This is a genomic window from Ruegeria sp. HKCCA5763, from assembly GCF_013034545.1.
In the GTDB taxonomy this organism is placed as follows: Bacteria; Pseudomonadota; Alphaproteobacteria; order Rhodobacterales; family Rhodobacteraceae; genus Ruegeria.
The window spans coordinates 174,762-192,982 of sequence record NZ_WQGF01000001.1 but is presented as its reverse complement, the minus strand read 5'-3'; the positions used below and the strand labels follow the sequence as shown (position 1 = coordinate 192,982).

The 18,221-nt window shown below is 55.9% G+C and carries 17 protein-coding genes and 1 pseudogene; 6 read left to right on the top strand and 12 right to left on the bottom strand.

Features of this window, described 5'->3' with window-relative positions; translation table 11 throughout:
• Nucleotides 1-28: 28 nt before the first annotated feature.
• The 5 genes from GOV89_RS00965 to scpA form a co-directional block, all read right to left on the bottom strand.
• On the bottom strand, nt 29-1,030 hold the full coding sequence (locus GOV89_RS00965; RefSeq protein ID WP_171237220.1) for an endonuclease/exonuclease/phosphatase family protein: 1,002 nt from the start codon (nt 1,028-1,030) through the stop codon (nt 29-31).
• 4 nt (nt 1,031-1,034) lie between these two features.
• On the bottom strand, nt 1,035-1,715 hold the full coding sequence (locus tag GOV89_RS00960) for a molecular chaperone DjiA (RefSeq protein ID WP_171175422.1): 681 nt from the start codon (nt 1,713-1,715) through the stop codon (nt 1,035-1,037).
• A gap of 45 nt (nt 1,716-1,760) precedes the next feature.
• The gene (locus GOV89_RS00955) at nt 1,761-2,249 is read right to left on the bottom strand and encodes a GNAT family N-acetyltransferase (protein ID WP_171237219.1); all 489 of its coding nucleotides are present in this window, start codon (nt 2,247-2,249) and stop codon (nt 1,761-1,763) included.
• Nucleotides 2,246-2,848 (bottom strand): VOC family protein, encoded by a 603-nt coding sequence (locus tag GOV89_RS00950; protein ID WP_171237218.1) that lies wholly within the window; start codon nt 2,846-2,848, stop codon nt 2,246-2,248. Before GOV89_RS00950 ends, GOV89_RS00955 begins: the two co-directional genes overlap by 4 nt.
• A 106-nt stretch (nt 2,849-2,954) precedes the next feature.
• Nucleotides 2,955-5,081, bottom strand: coding sequence for a methylmalonyl-CoA mutase (gene scpA, locus GOV89_RS00945; protein ID WP_171237217.1), 2,127 nt, complete (start codon nt 5,079-5,081; stop codon nt 2,955-2,957).
• A gap of 169 nt (nt 5,082-5,250) precedes the next feature.
• Here scpA and GOV89_RS00940 point away from each other — a divergent pair, with 169 nt between their 5' ends.
• A complete protein-coding gene (locus GOV89_RS00940) occupies nt 5,251-5,697 on the top strand; it encodes a DUF4174 domain-containing protein (RefSeq protein WP_171175430.1) in 447 nt (148 codons plus the stop codon).
• Nucleotides 5,698-5,773: 76 nt separating this feature from the next.
• On the opposite strand, the gene GOV89_RS00935 is transcribed toward GOV89_RS00940, so the two are convergent.
• Nucleotides 5,774-7,819, bottom strand: a complete 2,046-nt coding sequence (locus tag GOV89_RS00935) for an acetyl/propionyl/methylcrotonyl-CoA carboxylase subunit alpha (RefSeq protein ID WP_171237216.1) — start codon at nt 7,817-7,819, stop codon at nt 5,774-5,776.
• A gap of 116 nt (nt 7,820-7,935) precedes the next feature.
• Nucleotides 7,936-8,139 carry a hypothetical protein gene (locus GOV89_RS00930; RefSeq protein WP_171175434.1) on the bottom strand — a complete coding sequence of 68 codons (204 nt, stop codon included), beginning with the start codon at nt 8,137-8,139 and terminating at the stop codon, nt 7,936-7,938.
• A 650-nt stretch (nt 8,140-8,789) separates the two neighbouring features.
• Between GOV89_RS00930 and GOV89_RS00925 the strand changes: the two genes are divergently transcribed.
• Nucleotides 8,790-9,941 carry a DcaP family trimeric outer membrane transporter gene (locus tag GOV89_RS00925; RefSeq protein WP_171175435.1) on the top strand — a complete coding sequence of 384 codons (1,152 nt, stop codon included), beginning with the start codon at nt 8,790-8,792 and terminating at the stop codon, nt 9,939-9,941.
• 86 nt (nt 9,942-10,027) lie between these two features.
• Here GOV89_RS00925 and GOV89_RS00920 read toward each other — a convergent pair whose 3' ends face one another.
• The 3 genes from GOV89_RS00920 to GOV89_RS00910 form a co-directional block, all read right to left on the bottom strand.
• Entirely contained in the window at nt 10,028-10,381 is a 354-nt protein-coding gene (locus GOV89_RS00920) for a hypothetical protein (protein ID WP_171175437.1), read from the bottom strand.
• Nucleotides 10,382-10,514: 133 nt separating this feature from the next.
• Nucleotides 10,515-10,844 carry a DUF6497 family protein gene (locus GOV89_RS00915; RefSeq protein ID WP_253284444.1) on the bottom strand — a complete coding sequence of 110 codons (330 nt, stop codon included), beginning with the start codon at nt 10,842-10,844 and terminating at the stop codon, nt 10,515-10,517.
• 269 nt (nt 10,845-11,113) lie between these two features.
• Nucleotides 11,114-12,646, bottom strand: a complete 1,533-nt coding sequence (locus GOV89_RS00910; protein ID WP_171237214.1) for an acyl-CoA carboxylase subunit beta — start codon at nt 12,644-12,646, stop codon at nt 11,114-11,116.
• Between the two features lie 183 nt (nt 12,647-12,829).
• Between GOV89_RS00910 and GOV89_RS00905 the strand changes: the two genes are divergently transcribed.
• The 4 genes and pseudogenes from GOV89_RS00905 to GOV89_RS00890 all read left to right on the top strand — a co-directional run bounded on the left by GOV89_RS00905 (nt 12,830) and on the right by GOV89_RS00890 (nt 17,174).
• The gene (locus tag GOV89_RS00905; protein ID WP_171175443.1) at nt 12,830-14,035 is read left to right on the top strand and encodes a multidrug effflux MFS transporter; all 1,206 of its coding nucleotides are present in this window, start codon (nt 12,830-12,832) and stop codon (nt 14,033-14,035) included.
• 63 nt (nt 14,036-14,098) lie between these two features.
• A pseudogene (locus GOV89_RS00900) lies at nt 14,099-14,230 on the top strand (helix-turn-helix domain-containing protein); the annotation flags it as partial.
• Between the two features lie 283 nt (nt 14,231-14,513).
• Entirely contained in the window at nt 14,514-15,572 is a 1,059-nt protein-coding gene (locus GOV89_RS00895) for a Hint domain-containing protein (RefSeq protein ID WP_171237212.1), read from the top strand.
• 201 nt (nt 15,573-15,773) lie between these two features.
• Nucleotides 15,774-17,174: a short-chain fatty acyl-CoA regulator family protein gene (locus tag GOV89_RS00890; RefSeq protein WP_171237211.1), complete on the top strand. Its 1,401-nt coding sequence runs from the start codon at nt 15,774-15,776 to the stop codon at nt 17,172-17,174.
• A 75-nt stretch (nt 17,175-17,249) separates the two neighbouring features.
• Here the strand turns inward: GOV89_RS00890 and GOV89_RS00885 are convergent, their stop codons facing one another.
• Together GOV89_RS00885 and GOV89_RS00880 are read right to left on the bottom strand one after the other, a co-directional pair.
• Complete coding sequence (locus tag GOV89_RS00885) at nt 17,250-17,489, bottom strand: YdcH family protein (RefSeq protein WP_171175447.1); 240 nt, start codon at nt 17,487-17,489, stop codon at nt 17,250-17,252.
• An 89-nt stretch (nt 17,490-17,578) separates the two neighbouring features.
• Nucleotides 17,579-18,160: a thermonuclease family protein gene (locus GOV89_RS00880; protein ID WP_245223225.1), complete on the bottom strand. Its 582-nt coding sequence runs from the start codon at nt 18,158-18,160 to the stop codon at nt 17,579-17,581.
• Nucleotides 18,161-18,221 lie beyond the last annotated feature (61 nt).

Genomic DNA, 18,221 nt, shown 5'->3' with positions numbered 1-18,221 from the left:
ATAAACCTTTGGGCAGAGGCTGCAAAGATCACAGGTCAATATCCAGAGTGACCGGAAAATGATCCGAAGCTGTCAACAGCGCTTGCCGCATTTCGGGTTCAGACCAACAAACAGTATCCCGAAATGGGTGCCAAATACGCCAGACGGGATCAAAGGCACGCAAATCTTGGGAAATCATGATGTAATCCAGAAGCGCCTCCAGAAATCGGCCCTCTTCGGGGCGCGCAAAGCGCGCAGTGGACGGGATCGAACCTGGCCGAAATTCATGTGCCCTGACCGCGTGCGGATCATACAGCCCGGACTGCAGCAAAATCTCAACAGATGAATGCCCAAAGAGGTGTTCAAATTCATCCAGCCCCGGCCCGTCATTCAGATCCCCCAGCAAAATGACAGACTCGTCCTGTTCTAAATGCGTCTCAACCCTTCGGGCCAACCAAACTGCCTGCGCTAGCTGCTTGCGACGATTGGCAATCGAGATTCGGATCGCTTCGTCCCTGGACTCTGCCCCATGCGGCGCCTTTGATTTCAGATGTGCTCCAATAAGCCTGACTTCATTGCCTGCCTTAGTCGTCAGCGCCAGTTCCATTGGCGGTTTGGAAAACTCAACAATGTCTTCGGTCGCGTCAACATCCAGATCAATTCTGAATTCACCGTCGAACCGAGGAGCCGACCCGTCTTCAATGCCCCCTTTTGGATCGTGACGTGCGCTCAGAACAGTTCTGTCAAACAGCAGTGCCAATTCCTGATGTGTGTCATTGGCAAAGCCCATCACCGCATCGGCGGTGCGCAGTTCGAATGCCTCGGCAAAGCCTTGCAAAGCACGCACTGTATTTTGTCGTTTGCCGGTGTTCGGTGCCTCGACAATCAGCACTGCATCGGCATCCATCGCGGTTAGAACCTTGGCAATTGCCTCAACTTGCTGCGCTTTGGTGACATCGTGCCTGCCGGACCAGCTGTCATCGACAATAAGGGCGTCATTCTTGTCGAAAAGATTGGCGAACCATTCGATATTATAGGTCGCCAACCGCATCCCCTCAGGCCGCCGCGCCGTTGATCTCGTCCCAGGCGCGATTAATGTCGATCATCTTCTTTTCAGCCAACCGGATCGCTTCTTCGGGGACCCCGCGTGCCATCATGGCGTCCGGGTGTGTCTCGCGCACCAGCTGACGCCAGACCTTGCGGATCTCGGCCACGGGCATATCCCGGGATACTCCCAGAACCACATATGGGTCGTTGGGTGCGTCCGGCACAAACCGCGCACGCAAGGCCAAAAACTGCGCATCTGTTTGACCAAAGATGCGGCTGACCTCTTCTAAAAACTCATTCTCATTGGGATGATAGAACCCGTCGGCCATCGCAATGTGAAACAGCCCTTCCATCAGGTCGCACAGTGTGGTGCTGTCTTCGGAAAACATCCGGGCGATCTTGCGGGCATAATCCTGATACCCGGCCACATCCGTGCGCGCCATGTTGAAAACCCGCGCCGCGCCCTCCTCATCCTCGCGTGCGATCTGGAACACGTCGCGGAAGGCTGTGACCTCGTCCCGCGTCACCTGCCCGTCTGCCTTAGCCATTTTTGCGCCAAGCGCAATGACGGCAATCGTAAACGCCACCGAGCGTTCAGGCGGTGAGCGAAGCTTTTCAAAAACAGCGGTCAGGCTTTCGCCCTGTGCAAGTGCGCTAAGAGCGTCTGATATGCGAGTCCAAATCGACATGGGCGTACCCTAGCGCCACAATTCGGGACTGTCAGGTGCGATAGATCAATCCGGGGAAAGAATTTTCTGCATCAGCACAAGATCCAGCCACTGCCCCCATTTGTAACCGATTTGAGGCATAACCCCGACCTGTTCGAACCCCAACGCTGCGTGGAATGCAACAGCAGACGGGTTTGCGGATGAGATACCAGCAACCAAGACGTGGACCCCCTTGGCTCGCGCAGCTTTCTCCAGTGCGACCATCAGGGCGCGGCCCACGCCTTGGCCGCGCGCTTCAGGCGCCAATTGGATGGAGTGTTCGCAACTATGCGCATAACCCGGGCCCGAGCGGAAAGGCCCAAAGGTCGCAAATCCGACCACGCGGCCTTCAATTTCTGCAACCAGAAACCCGGGACCTCGGGCGCGGATATCTTCGGCGATGCTTTCAGCGCTGCGAGTATCGGTGGTGAACGTGACCAGCGTCTCGCGAATGATCTGATTGGCGATCTCGGCAATCGCAAGCGCATCTGCTGGCCGTGCCGGGCGAACCTTCATTCCAACATGCGCAGACCGTGCGGGGTTTCAACCTCGGCCCGCAAGGCAGCTGGTCCCGTATCGAATACCACCCAGTCCAACGCGCCAAGATGTGTGGCCAGTGTCAGCGCATCCGGATGGAACACGACCAGCCTGCGCAGGCGGCAACCGCTGTCCTGCAACATCTGCGCCGGGTGCAGATCGCCCTGCCACTGGATCAACGCGGGAAAAAGGTTGTCAAACGGAAGTCGGCCGGTCGGCGGCACGGCCATACGCCAACTCAGGGCACCACGAGTCAGATCAATCGGTGTCCCGACACCATCGGGAAACACCGACAGCGAGGCTTCGATGTCTGGCACGCGACAAATCCAGTTGCTCAAGCGGGGTTTGCCCGTAAACCGGTCTAGATCGAACCAGCGGGTTCGTTCTGGTTGGGGGGCGTCAGGATCGATGGAAATCGCCTCAAGATACAGACCATCCTTGAGCCCCAGCAGTCGATTATAGGTACCAAATTTCTCGTGCTTGCCGCCCGCCTGCAACGCAACGCCCAAAGCCTGTTCGACATGTGCGGAGGCTTCTTCCAGCGTTTCGCCTGCAACGGCCAGATGATCGAGCAACATGCGCGCCTCCTAAAGACAATTCGACCAGACCCGGTCAGGTCTGGCCGCATGTTTCCGCCATTGGCGCGGGATCACAAGATATTTCGACGAAAATCTTGATCGCCGTTTAGCTGCGCGCTTCACTGATCAGACGCAGGATGTCCTGTGCAGCTTCGGGGATATTGGTGCCTGGGCCAAAGATCGCTTTCACCCCATGATCGTACAGGAACTGATAATCCTGCTGCGGGATCACGCCGCCGCAGATGACGATAATATCCTCGGCTCCGGCTTTCTTGAGCTCTTCGACCAACTGCGGGGCCAGCGTCTTATGCCCTGCGGCTTGCGAGGAAATCCCGACCACATGCACGTCATTGTCCACGGCGTCCTGCGCGGCCTCGGCCGGTGTCTGGAACAAAGGCCCAACGTCGACGTCAAACCCAATGTCCGCAAATGCGGTCGCAATGACCTTGGCACCCCGGTCGTGACCATCCTGCCCCATCTTGACCACCAGCAAACGGGGGCGTCGCCCTTCAGCTTCGGCAAACTCTTCAATGGACTTCTGGATCGCGGCAAAGCCCTCGTCACCTTCGTAAGCCGCCCCATACACACCGGCCAGGGTTTTCACTTCAGCGCGGTGGCGACCGAACTCTTTTTCCATTGCCATGCTGATCTCTCCTACGGATGCGCGGGCGCGGGCGGCCTCAACCGCGGCGGCCAGCAAGTTTCCACCCTCTTGAGCGGTCTTGGTCAGCGCGTCCAGCGCAGCCTGACACGCGGCCTCATCGCGGGTTGCGCGGATACGTTCCAGTCGCGCGACCTGTGCTTCGCGCACCGCAACGTTGTCGACATCCAGAATGTCGATCGGATCTTCCTGCTCCTTGCGGTATTTGTTGACGCCAACGATCACCTCGTCGCCCCGGTCGATCATGGCCTGACGACGAGCGGCGCTTTCCTCGATCCTCAGCTTGGGCATACCCGAGGCGACGGCCTTGGTCATACCGCCCATTTCTTCGACCTCTTCCATCAGCGCCCAGGCTTTCTCGACCAGTTCATTGGTCAGGTTTTCGACATAGTAGGAGCCCGCCAAGGGATCGACCACGTCGGTCACGCCGGTCTCCTCCTGCAACACCAGCTGGGTATTCCGAGCAATGCGCGCTGAGAAGTCAGTTGGCAGTGCAATCGCCTCGTCCAACGCATTGGTGTGCAGCGACTGGGTGCCACCCAAAACCGCGCTCATCGCTTCATAGGCTGTGCGGATCACGTTGTTATAGGGATCTTGCTCCTGCAACGACACGCCCGAGGTCTGGCAATGGGTACGCAGCATCTTTGACCGCTCGGATTTTGCACCGAATTCGGTCATCACGCGATGCCATAGGGTCCGCGCCGCGCGCAGTTTGGCGATCTCCATGAAGAAGTTCATGCCGATGGCAAAGAAGAAGGACAGACGGCCTGCAAACTTGTCCACGTCCATCCCGGCCTCGGTCGCGGCGCGCACGTATTCGCGTCCGTCCGCCAACGTATAGGCCAATTCCTGCACCAGGTTCGCCCCGGCCTCTTGCATGTGATAGCCCGAGATCGAAATTGAATTGAATTTCGGCATCTCGTTCGAGGTGTATTCGATGATGTCCGAAATGATCCGCATCGACGGCTCGGGCGGATAGATATAGGTGTTGCGCACCATGAACTCTTTCAGAATGTCGTTCTGAATAGTGCCGGACAGCACCGATTTGTCATGGCCCTGCTCTTCCCCCGCAACGATGAAACTGGCCAGGATCGGAACCACCGCACCGTTCATGGTCATCGAGACCGAGACCTTATCCAGCGGAATACCATCGAACAGGATCTTCATGTCTTCCACGCTGTCGATGGCCACACCGGCCTTGCCCACATCGCCGACAACACGCGGGTGATCACTGTCATAACCACGGTGCGTGGCAAGATCGAAAGCGACCGAGACACCCTGCTGACCTGCTGCCAGGTTACGGCGGTAAAAGGCGTTTGATTCCTCGGCCGTCGAAAAGCCCGCATACTGGCGGATCGTCCACGGACGACCGGCATACATCGTCGCCTTCACCCCGCGCGTAAACGGGCCAAAGCCCGGCAGCGAGCCCATATGCGGCAGATCCGCTGTATCTTCTTGCGTATAAAGTGGTTTGACGGCGATGCCTTCCAGCGTTTCCTTGGTCAGATCGTCCAACGGACGTCCGCGCAGCTCTTTCTCGGCCAGCGCTTTCCAGTCCTTCGTGTCGGTCATTTCGATTTCCTCTCGTCAATTCGGGTGGCGGCCGTCGCAAAACGTCCGCATTTAGGTCATGCGCTTGATCATTGCGTCGAGGCGCAAGCGCAAAATTTTGAGTGTTCTGCGTAAATCGTCAGTCGCAATCGCGGAGACAGGGGCTATATTCGAAAGAACAGGAGGCCACATGACTCGCACGCTTGCCTTTGTTTTCTCGGCACTAATCCCGCTGGCCGCTTGGGCGGCGGACGGCACGGCGCCCTCAGATGACAGCTTTGTTCGCCCGGCAGGCGACAGCGAACTCAGCGATTTTCTATGGGTCAACCGCCCTATCGTTGTCTTTGCAGACACGCCAGCCGACCCGCGATTCCAACAACAGATCGACATGCTATTGGATGGCGAACAGGCCATGCGTGACCGGGACGTCGTGGTCTTGACTGATACCGACCCGTCAGCGAAATCCCCGATCAGGGCGCAACTGCGCCCGCGCGGGTTCCAGATGGTGTTTGTCGACAAAGACGGCGTGGTGAAACTACGCAAACCCTCCCCTTGGAGCGTTCGCGAGATCGGCCGATCAATCGACAAGACACCCCTGCGTGAGCGCGAAATCCGCGAACGGCGCGAGGGTGGCTGAACACTTTCGACACCTCCACGGCCTCCGGCGTGGCACGCCGGAGCCTTTGGAAGATGTGTCGAAAGCGTCTTCATGATCATTCGAACTCGATGATCACTTCGTCTACGGCAAGGCTGTCGCCGGGACCAGCATTGATCTTGGCAACAGTGCCCTTCTTCTCGGCGCGCAGGATGTTCTCCATCTTCATCGCCTCAATCGTGCACAACGCCTGACCTTCCTGTACCTCTTGCCCGACTTCCACGTCGATCTTCACGACCAGGCCTGGCATCGGGCACAGCAGCATTTTCGAGGTATCCGGCGGCAGTTTTTCTGGCATCAGTTTGGCCAGCTCTGCCTGACGCGGACGGCGCACCAGAACCTTTAAATCGGCCCCCCGGTTGCGAATGCGGAACCCGCCCGAAACCTTGCCCACCTTCAGAACCAACGGGCTGCCATCGACATCTAATACGGCCAGCTGATCGCCCGGCGTCCAATCCGAGGCCACACGCAGGGTCGAGCCATCTTCGAACTTGACGGTCGCACCTTCTTTGTCTGCGTTCACCTGAACCGGCAATTCGTGACCTTCCAGCGATACAACCCAGCGTTTGCCAACCTTGCGTTCATGATTGTCCATCCGACCCGACACGCGGGTGCGGCGGATTTCGGCCACACGGTGCATGGCCGCGCAGGATGCAGCGATCCGGCGCAGGTCATCTTCGGGCAAGGATACGCCCTCGAACCCATCGGGATATTCTTCGGCAATGAAAGCCGTGGTCATGTCACCACTGATGAACTTCGGGTGGTCCATCACTGCAGACAGGAACGGCAAGTTGTGACCAATGCCTTCAACCTCGAAACTGTCCAGGGCAACGCGCATCGCCTCAATCGCGGCTTCGCGGGTCGGTGCCCAGGTGCAGAGTTTTGCAATCATCGGGTCGTAATACATGCTGATCTCGCCGCCCTCGTAGACGCCGGTATCGTTGCGCACTGCCGCTTCACCTTCGTGCGCGTCGCCCTGCCATTTGCCGTTGACCAGCATCGGACCAGCCGCAACCTCTTGCGGTGGGCGATAACGGGTCAGACGGCCAATCGACGGCAGGAAGTTGCGATAGGGATCTTCCGCATACAAACGGTTTTCAATCGCCCAGCCAGTCAGCGTCACGTCGTCTTGCGTGATCGACAATGGCTCACCAGCGGCCACGCGGATCATCTGTTCCACCAGATCAACGCCGGTGATCAACTCGGTGACCGGGTGTTCCACCTGCAGGCGGGTGTTCATTTCCAGGAAGTAAAAGTTCTTTTCCCCATCGACGATGAATTCCACCGTGCCCGCGCTGGAATAACCCACGGCCTTGGCCAATGCCACGGCCTGTTCGCCCATAGCTTTGCGGGTCGCTTCATCGAGGAAAGGCGACGGTGCCTCTTCCACCACTTTCTGATTCCGGCGCTGGATCGAGCATTCGCGCTCGCCCAGATAGATCCCGTTTCCGTGGCTGTCACACAAAACCTGAATTTCGATGTGGCGCGGCTGGGTGACGAATTTCTCGATAAAAATCCGGTCATCCCCGAACGAGTTCGCGGCCTCGTTCTTGGACGACTGGAAGCCCTCGCGCGCTTCTTCGTCGTTCCACGCGATCCGCATGCCTTTACCACCGCCCCCGGCGCTGGCCTTGATCATGACCGGATAACCGATTTCGTTGGAGATTTTGACCGCCTCATCCGCATCTTCGATCAAGCCCATGTAGCCTGGAACCGTCGAAACATTTGCGTCCTGAGCAATTTTCTTCGAGGTGATCTTGTCGCCCATCGCTTCGATCGCGCCTTTCGGGGGGCCGACAAAGGCCACGCCTTCGGCTTCCAGCGCTTCGGCGAATTTGGCATTTTCCGACAGGAAGCCATAACCAGGGTGAACGGCCTGTGCACCGCTTTGGCGGATAGCGTCCATGACCTTGTCGATCACGATGTAAGACTGATTGGCTGGCGGCGGCCCAATGTGCACGGCTTCATCTGCCATCGACACATGAAGCGCGTTCTTGTCCGCGTCCGAATAAATGGCAACTGTGCCGATACCCATTTTGCGGGCGGTTTTGATAACCCGGCAGGCGATCTCGCCCCGGTTGGCGATCAGGATCTTATTGAACATGGAACGTCCTTTGGCTTGGTGTTCTGGAAACGCAAAACGCCGCCGCAGGGAACGATCCCCGCGACGGCGTGATGCGCGATGACGGACGGGACGAAAGGCGCCCCCAAAATGATGCGTTAGTTACAGGTGTTCTGCGTTTTGCAGTAAAGCACGTTGCCCGCTGCGCCGACGGCCGCGCCGAAAAGCGGGTCGGCATTGAGGACGGCTGCGCCGACAGCGCCGGCCCCACCACCCAGGATAGCCTGTTCGCCTGTGGTGTCGCCGCACGCAGCCAAGCCCGCGCAGATCGTCGCAACAAAGATGAGCCGTGAGATTCGCATGATATCTGCCCTTTTTGGTTTCTTGGTTTGTTGGGCGTCAGATGCGCGAAACGCAGACTGTTATTCAATATCAAAGAGTGTACAGGCAGAATTTGTGCAGGTTTTTGCCTTTGTTCGCCGCGTTCTCGCAAAAAGAAAAACGCGGACAGGTCTTTGTGGGGAACACAAGCCTGCCCGCGTGAGGAAGGGGTACGGAATAGTAGGTGCACGTGCGGCGCAGGCAAAGTAGAGCCGCACGGCTCGTTCACCTTGCACGCCACAATCTCACCAGAAAACACAGCATTGTTTCTGCGCGTTGTCTCGGCTGGAATCTGCCCATGCAGCGAGACCTCGCGCAAGTTTGCGCCGAAACCTCTTTTACGACCCACGGATAGCGAAGCCATCTTGCCCGTCACATTTCTGTTACAAACCAGCTCCTCGCACAGAAGCTTTACACACGCGGCATCACGGCATGACACTTTTTTGATAAGCAAAATCGTATTTGGATTCATATGATTGACAGATCGGTTCACCCAGTCGTGATTTTTCTTAGCTTCAGCCACACAATTCCTTGAGAAAATTATAGTTTTTCGTCTCACCCTTGTGATTTCCGTCGCTACTGAACGCGTGAAACGTTGGGTTTGCACACTCGCACACAAGGAAATACCCACATGACGACTACAAGACTGAAGGCACTCCTGCTTGCTGCCTCTGCACTCAGTGTGACCAGCACCCTTGCTTATGCTCAGGAAGCCCAGACCCAAGCCGAGCTCGACGCACTGCGCGCGAGGGTCGAGGCGCTGGAATCCGCGAATAACAGCACCGCCGACGGAGATTTTCGGATCGGTAACACCACTTTGGACGTTTACGGTTACGTCAAGGCCGATTTCTTCTATGACTTCGAATTCGATCAGGGCGACACTGCCTTCGTGAATGTTATCGGTGAACCTTCTGCCGCGACTGATGGCACCTTTGGCGCCACGGTGCGCCAATCGCGGATCGGATTGCGCACCTCCACGCCAAGCGGAATCGGAGACATCGGCGGGCAGTTGGAACTTGACTTGTTTGGCTCGGGTGGTACCGCTGAGCTGCGTGTGCGTCACGCAAACATCACGATCGGGGACCAGTACCTGATCGGTCAGTACTGGACCAACTTCCAACCGCTTGATTCCTATCCTACCTCGGTCGAATTCAACGGCCCGGTCGGCGTCGCCTTCGCCCGTGTTCCGCAGCTGCGTTACACTGGACAGCTTGGAAGCAATGCTCAGTTTGCCGTTTCGGTCGAAGAAAATGTCAGCGGTTCGAACTCTGACGATCCGGTCCTCACGGCCTCGGCGGAATACAACGACGGCACCTACATCGCACGCGGTGCGGTGCTTTACGGCAAAGCCAATTCCGGCAGTGTTGAAGTTGACCAAACAGGCTTTACTGCCTCTGCCTCGGTACGCCCGTGGCAAGGCGGGCTGTTCCAGGTCAACTATGTAACGGGTGAGGCCCTTGGCCCATACCTCGTCGGCATTGGAGATGCGATTGTCGGAGGTCAGGCGAATGATGTTGACGGCTACACTATCGAGTTCAGACAAGACCTGAGTCCGAAGTGGAATGTCGGCATTGCATATGGTCGCGAAGATTATGACCTTCCCACCTCGACCGGCACATTGTCCTTCACCGAGCTGGAAACGATCCACGTCAACGCGTTCTACAAGGCGACCGACAATCTGACCCTCAGCGCCGAGTACATCTATGGTGAGCGGAACGACGCGTCCACCGGCCGTACCTTTGATGGCAATCGCGTTCAGCTTGCCGCTCAGCTGAACTTCTGACACCGCACATAGATCCTGCCCGGCTTTGGGCAGGATCGCCGCAACACCGGGTTCGGCTCTCTGATATGCGGTAGCCAATGTCAAAATCAGCCCAACTCGTCGATGACATCAGGAAAGGATGCGCGAGCCGCATCCACATCAATGACCAAAAGTGCATCATAACTGGCCGGATCAAACGGATCCTCTGCAGGAACCACCTCGCGCCCGAACAACCAGCTCAGGCGACCTGCATCCAGGTTGCCCCGTTCGAACGGCTGATCACCGAAATGAACCCAAAGCGCTTCCATGAACGCGGTATCTGCGCGCTTGTCAGCAGGCCTGCGATCGCGAAACCGTTCCCGACGGGTCAGAGGCGTCACACCTTTTGGATTGGCGCGACGAATGGTGAACTGAAAATCCGTACCGGTCAGGCGACCGGGGAAGCCACGATGCTTCAACATGTCAGCACCCCCGGCTTAACACGTACAGACAAGGACAAATCATGCCCGAAAAGGGATGGAATCATGTTGCGCACCTCCAAAGCCGCACCGTTGGTCTGAGATGCTCTGACTTCATGACGGGAAAAGTTCATGATCAAAGCCCCTCCCAGATACACCGGGACTGCTCCAGCCGGTAGGCTTCAAAAAATTGCGTCGCGTCCGGGGCGACATCGCCAAATTCCAGCGGTCTGTCCGACAACGAAATGACAACCCGCGCAGGCTGCAGCTCATGTTCCGCCACATAGGGAACCGCCAGAATTTGGCACAAGTGCTCCATATCCTTGGACGCCACATCATAAGTGATCCGCCCTACCGTCCCGCCGATCCTTGGCGCAATGAAACGAAAGCGCACCCACAACTCGCCCGGATTGTTATCAAGCAGAACGTCATCCAAATGCACAGGTTGGCCCGAGGGTACCGGCAACGGCGCATCTGATTGAGCAAGACCCGGAGAACAGAGCGCACTGAACATCAGACAAATGGCGCGACCCCGGACTCGCCAAGGGCAAGCTCCTCCTTCCGGGATCGCGCGCGCAGTGCTTTTGAACTGCGCTGATCTATGTCTAACGGGTCGGATCATTCAACTATTTGCCGATTCTTGTCAATTCCGCCTCAATTTTGGGCAATATTCGCCCAAACTTCAGCCGGACGGCGTGAAGGAACACCAGGGCAGGCTGCGCTGCCCCGGATTGATCAAAGCGGGATATTGTCATGCTTTTTCCAAGGGTTCTTCAGCTGCTTACCTCGCAGACTGGCAAATGCCCGGGACACGCGGCGGCGGGTCGATTGAGGCATGATCACCTCATCGACAAAGCCGCGCTCGGCCGCAACAAAGGGATTCGCAAACCGATCTTCGTAATCCGCGACGTGCTGTGCTGTCTTTTCCGCATCCCCGAGGTCAGCACGGTGGATGATTTCAGTTGCGCCTTTTGCACCCATCACAGCGATCTCGGCTGTAGGCCAAGCATAGTTGAAATCACCGCGCAGGTGCTTGGACGCCATAACCACATATGCACCGCCATAGGCTTTTCGCGTGATCACGGTCACTTTGGGCACTGTCGCCTCGCCATAGGCATAAAGCAGCTTCGCGCCATGTTTGATCACACCGCTATATTCCTGCTGGGTGCCCGGCAGGAAGCCCGGAACATCCACAAAGGTCAGGATCGGGATTTCAAAACAATCGCAGAAACGCACAAAGCGCGCCGCCTTGCGCGAGCTGTCAATGTCTAGACATCCCGCCAATACCATCGGCTGGTTGGCAACGACCCCAACGGTCTGACCCTCTAGACGGATAAAGCCGGTGATGATGTTTTTGGCAAAGTCTTCTTGGATTTCGTAAAAGTCGCCCTCATCCGCAATCTTGGTAATGAGCTCCTTCATGTCGTAGGGCGTGTTGGGATTGTCAGGAACAAGCGTGTCCAGCGACGGCTCAAGCCGGCCAGGCTCGTCAAAGAAGGGGCGGACCGGGGGCTTCTCGCGATTGTTTAGAGGTAGGAAATCCACCAGTCGACGGACTTCTGCCAAAGCCTCGACATCGTTCTCAAACGCCGCATCCGCAACCGAAGACTTCTTGGTATGTGTCGATGCACCACCCAGTTCTTCGGCCGTCACGACCTCGTTGGTGACAGTTTTGACCACGTCGGGACCGGTCACAAACATGTAAGACGAATCTTTGACCATGAAGATAAAGTCGGTCATCGCCGGGCTGTAAACCGCGCCACCGGCGCAGGGGCCCATGATTACGCTGATCTGCGGAACGACGCCGGACGCCGTGATATTGCGCTGGAACACTTCGGCATACCCTGCCAGCGAGGCAACGCCTTCCTGGATTCGCGCCCCACCCGAGTCGTTGATCCCGATGATAGGTGCTCCATTCTGCACCGCCATATCCATGATCTTGCAAATCTTCTGTGCGTGGGTTTCCGAAAGCGATCCACCAAAGACGGTGAAATCCTGACTGAACACATAGACCATACGACCATTGATCGTGCCCCAGCCGGTGACAACCCCGTCACCTGCAGGCTTTTGGTTTTCCATCCCAAATTCTGTGCAGCGATGGCTGACGAACATATCGAATTCTTCAAAACTGCCTTCATCCAGCAATAACTCGATCCGCTCTCGCGCCGTCAACTTGCCACGTGAATGTTGGGCATCGATCCGTCTCTGCCCACCGCCCAGTCGTGCGTTGCCGCGGCGGTCTTCCAACTCAGAAAGGATGTCTTTCATGACGAGTATCCCCTATTAAATTTGGCGCGACACTACCCGCTCGACTTGCTCAACCAAAGACCTTTTCCGCAAATTTGCAAAACACTAGCAATACCAATATGGATAACTGCAAATTAGCTAAGTATCGCATTGATTTTTGGCAACGACTGGCATTCCGAAAATCCGTGGCTATACATGTGAACCATGCAGTTCAGCTCTGGCGCCGTGCCGCGCACACCACCTACATTGGCAACGCTTGTCTTGCTTTCGGGCTTGTCCGCCCTGAGCATGAACCTTTTCCTGCCAAGCCTGCCCAACATGGCGCTGTATTTCGAAACCGATTACAAGGTTATGCAGCTATCGATTGCTTTGTACCTGCTGATTAACGCCATTCTGCAAATTGTGATCGGACCGCTCGCTGACAAGGCAGGTCGCAGACCCGTTCTGCTTTGGGGTCTTGCGCTGTTCCTACTGGCGACCCTGGGATGCATTTACGCGCCCAATGCCGAGATCTTTCTGGTTTTCAGGATGTGCCAGGCGGTTGTGGTGGTGGGTATGGTACTCAGCCGCGCCGCAGTACGCGACATGTACGATCAGGATCAGGCTGCGTCGATGATCGGGTATGTGACCATGGGTATGGCTGTGGTCCCCATGATCGGCCCTGCCATAGGCGGCATTCTGGAAGAGACGCTCGGCTGGAAGGCCAATTTCTGGCTGCCATTTGCCATCGGCACTTTAACCTTGTTCCTTACATTCACGGATTTCGGCGAAACTGCAGCGAAAAGCGGGAAATCGCTCGTACAGCAATTCAAAGAATACCCCGAGTTGCTAACCTCACCCCGCTTCTGGGGGTATTCACTGGCCTGCGCCTTCTCGTCAGGGGCCTTCTTTGCCTATCTGGGCGGCGCTCCGTTCATCGGAACGGAATTATTTGGGTTGAGCGCTGCTCAGGTCGGTATCTATTTTGGCGCGCCGGCCGTCGGATATTTTGCGGGGAACTTCATCAGCGGGCGATACTCCGTACGGATTGGTGTCAATCGCATGGTGCTTTGGGGCAGCCTGTTGAACGCCTTCGGCGTCGCGCTGTCAGCCCTGCTTTTTCTGGCAGGTAGCGGTACGGCACTCAGTTTTTTTGGACTTATGACCTTTGTAGGTGTGGGCAACGGCATGGTTATTCCCAATGCAACATCGGGCGCCCTATCTGTTCGCCCACATCTGGCGGCGACCGCGTCGGGTCTGAGTGGTGCTATCATGTTGGGCGGTGGTGCGGGACTCAGCGCACTGGCAGGCGCATTGCTGACCCACGAAACCGGCGCAATGCCGTTGCTGTGGTTGATGTTGACAACCGCCCTGCTGGCCATTTGCGCCATAGCGGCCGTCATCCGACGCGAACGGCAATTGGGGCTCTGACAGCTTGCATGGATAGGTTTGCAAAGTTAGACTTCGATTTTAGAAAACTTGCAAAGGCCCTCAATGGCGACTCAAAAACTCTATGCGGGTGCAAAGCTGCGCGAGATGCGCACACGACTGACCCTGACCCAGCGGGAATTCGCAGCCAAGCTGGGTGTTTCCTTGCCTTACCTGAACCAGATGGAAAACAAAAACATCCTTCTAATCCACTTACCTTAAAGAGTTACGATATCGATAGTATTAGTGGGCATCAAAGCGTCACCCATGGAAGTAAAACCATAGAAACTTGCTACCCTCTGAATCGCAAGGATTTCAAATAGATGTGTCACACCGATATTGCAATTCTTGCAGGATTGGGGGCCATTACACGTAGCCTCAATAGGAACGCACTCAAAAGAGGGCGGTATGCCAGAACATTCACATAACAATATATCAAAAACCTTGATGTCACTGCAAAACTAACTAAAGTTTTGCCAATATGGCAGAGATTTACTCCGTAAACACCAATACTGGTGAGGTCTTCATCCGCGCTCTCCCAGCAGAAGACGTAAGTGGCTTTTTTATTGGAGAGTACCAACAGTCTGGCAACGGCTCTGGCCTCGTCGGGTTAGAACCAGTTGCGACGGATATGCCCTATGTTGCCCAACCTGACGACGGCTTTATTTATTATAGGCAAGTTCTCGGACCTTTGAATTCGCCTTCCGGCCAAAGGGACGCGATTGTGCTCGCTGACAGCAGCGGAAACCCCGTCGACGCAGTGGGATGGGGAAAAGACAGCGACTTCGATCTAATCGGTGGCCCCGGGGATGGGATACCTATCAACCCGGGCGATGGAACTTATGCCCCGGGAGATGGTCCGACGTACGTCGACGGTCCGCCTTGGAACACCGGTCCGGATCCCACAGATCCTCCAAACGGTTTAGTGCCTTTGCCCCCCCCATGCTTTGGAAAAGGAACGTTGATAGAAACAATTGACGGTCCAATACCAGTTGAAGATCTAAAGCCCGGACAGATGATATGCACAAACGATGGCACAAAACCCGTCCTTTGGGTTGGTCACGCAAAAGTTGTTTTTGGGAGACCAGAACTAGATCACCTCAGACCCATAATTTTCTCACCAAGCAGCCTTGGACGAAACACACCTCTCCGCAGCTTGAAGTTGTCACCTCAACATAGAATTTGCCTTCAGAAACCAGAATACGAGTTACTTTTTGGAACTAATAGTGTGCTGCTGCCAGCAAAATTCCTCGTTGGACGACAAGGTGTAACAGTTGACCGAGAAATAGATAGTGTCGACTACTATCATATCTTGTTGGATGGGCATTTCATTCTCTATTCAAACGGCTTGATGGCCGAAAGTTTACTGTTGTCTGAATGGGTATACTCAGAATCCTCGGCCGCAGCACTTTTAGAGTTCCGAGAAATTTTTAAGGAAAATGCAGGCGGCAAGCAAAACGTGACCTCGCGAACTTGCTACCCTGTCCTAAGAAAAAGTGAGATCCCACTCCTGAGTATTGACGTTAGACGTCTGCATTGAGCTTGCGGGAAAAACTAGATTACGAAACTGCTGTAAGCACTTGGGGTGGAAGTATCCGCATAAACTGTATCAGATTTCTGATGCACAAAGCTTCTCTTGGCTATTTTTTGATTGACCGAGAAATACACTCAGATCGCAGGAGTGACACAATGTGTCCCGATGTGACATATGTGACCCCGAAGTGTCCCGAGGAGAGACGATATGACGATGAAAAGACTATACGCCGGGGCGAAACTTCGTGAGATAAGACAACGACTTAACCTCACCCAGAAGGAGTTTGCGAACAAGCTCGGCGTGTCCCTCCCGTACGCCAATCAAATGGAGAACAACAACAGACCGATTTCAACAACGGTTGTTTTGGCTCTGGCACAAGAATTCGGCATGGACGTGACCGAACTCAGCACAGGCGATAGCGAACGCCTTGTCTCCGACATGCGCGAGGCATTGGCCGACCCGGTGTTTGCCGACATTCAACCTCCGCTGGCCGATTTGCGCCTGACCGCCTCGAACGCCCCCGCTTTGGCCCGCGCATTCATCGAATTACACAAAACCTACCGCCAAACTCACGAGCGCCTGGCCTCACTGGACGAAGCACTGGGTCGGGAAGATGCCCGCATTCAGGCCAGCCCGTGGGAAGAGGTGCGGGATTTCTTTCATTATTGCGACAACTATATCGACGCCGTGGACAGGGCAGCAGAATTGTTTTCCAACCGGGCAGACGGGCCCGGTGGGATTCGGCAGGCCGCCCTGAACAGCCTTTCAGAACGCGGTATTCAGGTCGTTTTTTCAGACATGGACCCCCTGCGCAGATACGATTCTGAAAGCAAGATTCTCCGCCTGTCCTCGCGCGCTGCTCCGCAAACCCAAGTGTTTCAATTGCTGTTACAAGTTGCTTTGATCAGCCAGGACAAGCTGCTGGAAGCAACGTTGGATTTTGCAAAGTTTCAAAGCGAAGAGGCCCGGTCAATTGCAAAGATTGGACTGGCCAACTATTTCGCCGGCGCGTCTTTGATGCCTTATTCGACCTTCCTGACCGCCGCGCAAGAGGAGCGCCACGATCTGGAACTGCTGAGCAATCGATTTGGCGCTTCGATCGAACAGATTGCCCATCGGCTATCGACGCTACAACGCCCCGGAGCAAAAGGTATCCCATTCTTTTTCGTTCGCGTGGATCAGGCTGGCACGATCACCAAGCGGCACTCGGCCACCCGTCTTCAATTCGCGCGATTTGGCGGCGCATGCCCCTTGTGGAACGTGCATCGGGCCTTTGAAACACCAGGGCATTTTCTTCGGCAATTGGCGGAAACGCCAGATGGAGTTCGCTATATTTCGCTTGCGCGAGATGTATCGAAATCCGGCGGGTCATTCGGCGCGCCTGTCCGGCGCTATGCGATTGCCTTGGGGTGCGAGGTTCGGCATGCTCCGGCGCTTGTCTACGCCGACAACCTCGATATCAACAATGCCAGTTCTTACGAACCGATTGGCATATCTTGCCGCATCTGCGAACGGCAAACCTGCCACCAGCGCTCGGTCCCGCCCCTGGAACGTCGCCTCAGCATCGACACCGATTTACGCGGCACTCTGCCCTACGAAGTCACCTGATCTTCATCTGGCCAGAAATACCTCGGGGGAATCGCGGCCAAGGCCGCGACGGGAGCAGAGCCCCCGCCTTTTGGCTTAGGCTTTGGACAAGATCGCCCAGATTTCGTCTTTCAACGCTGCCCGCTTCTTGCGCAAATCCACTTCGGCCAATTCCTCCATCGGTTCAACATTGGTTTCTGCCCGATGCACCACGCGATTGATTTCGTGATACTCATCAGCAAGCCGGGCAAAATGCGCGTCCGACTGTTTGAGCTGGCTCATCAGTTCTACTTTGTCCGGGAACTCTTCTGCCAGTTCATGCGGGGTGTGGGACATACCTGTTCGCTCCATAATTAGTTGTTGCAAATGAGTCGTAGATGCGTCCGGCGGCGCTCGCTTTGACGCGGATCAATTTGACGCAAATTTCATCGCTGAGACGCGCGCCATCCCGCAGCGCGAGCCTCAGCGGCAGAACAAAACCAGTGTTCGCCCCTGGACATATCAATCTCAGTTTTGGCATAAAAATTTTGGCCCGGTACGTGAAAAATTCGGTCCCCTTTCGCAGAGATATTCCCTTTGATCCGACAACTCACTGTCGATCGTGACTTTCCCGCCGCCCTGTGCACCCAAGGCACTTGAATATACTGCTGATGAAGCCCCAATTTTCGGCTTTTTGCGTCCCTCTCAACGCTGGCGTAGGCACTGGAATATTTGAGGCAGGCAAAGGCTAGGCCCTGCCGCACCAGTTGATCTGCTGCATCCTGCCCACCCGACGTGCATTTTGCGACAACCCGGCCATAGCGATCCCGGTCCAATGGCACACAAGTCGCTGTTTTACCCTGATACCTCTGCCGAACGACCTGCGTAACCCACGCACCACATGGCCAGCGAGAACCTTCGGTGTCATGACAGGATTGATCTATCTCGGGGGCATCAATGCCATGCAACCGAACCCGGACTCCGCCCACACCCCATGTATCGGCGTCGATCACGTGAATCTGCCCCATAAATCGTTCTGCGGCCAACGCGACAGATGGCAGAAAGAGAACAAAAGCTAAACAAATTCTT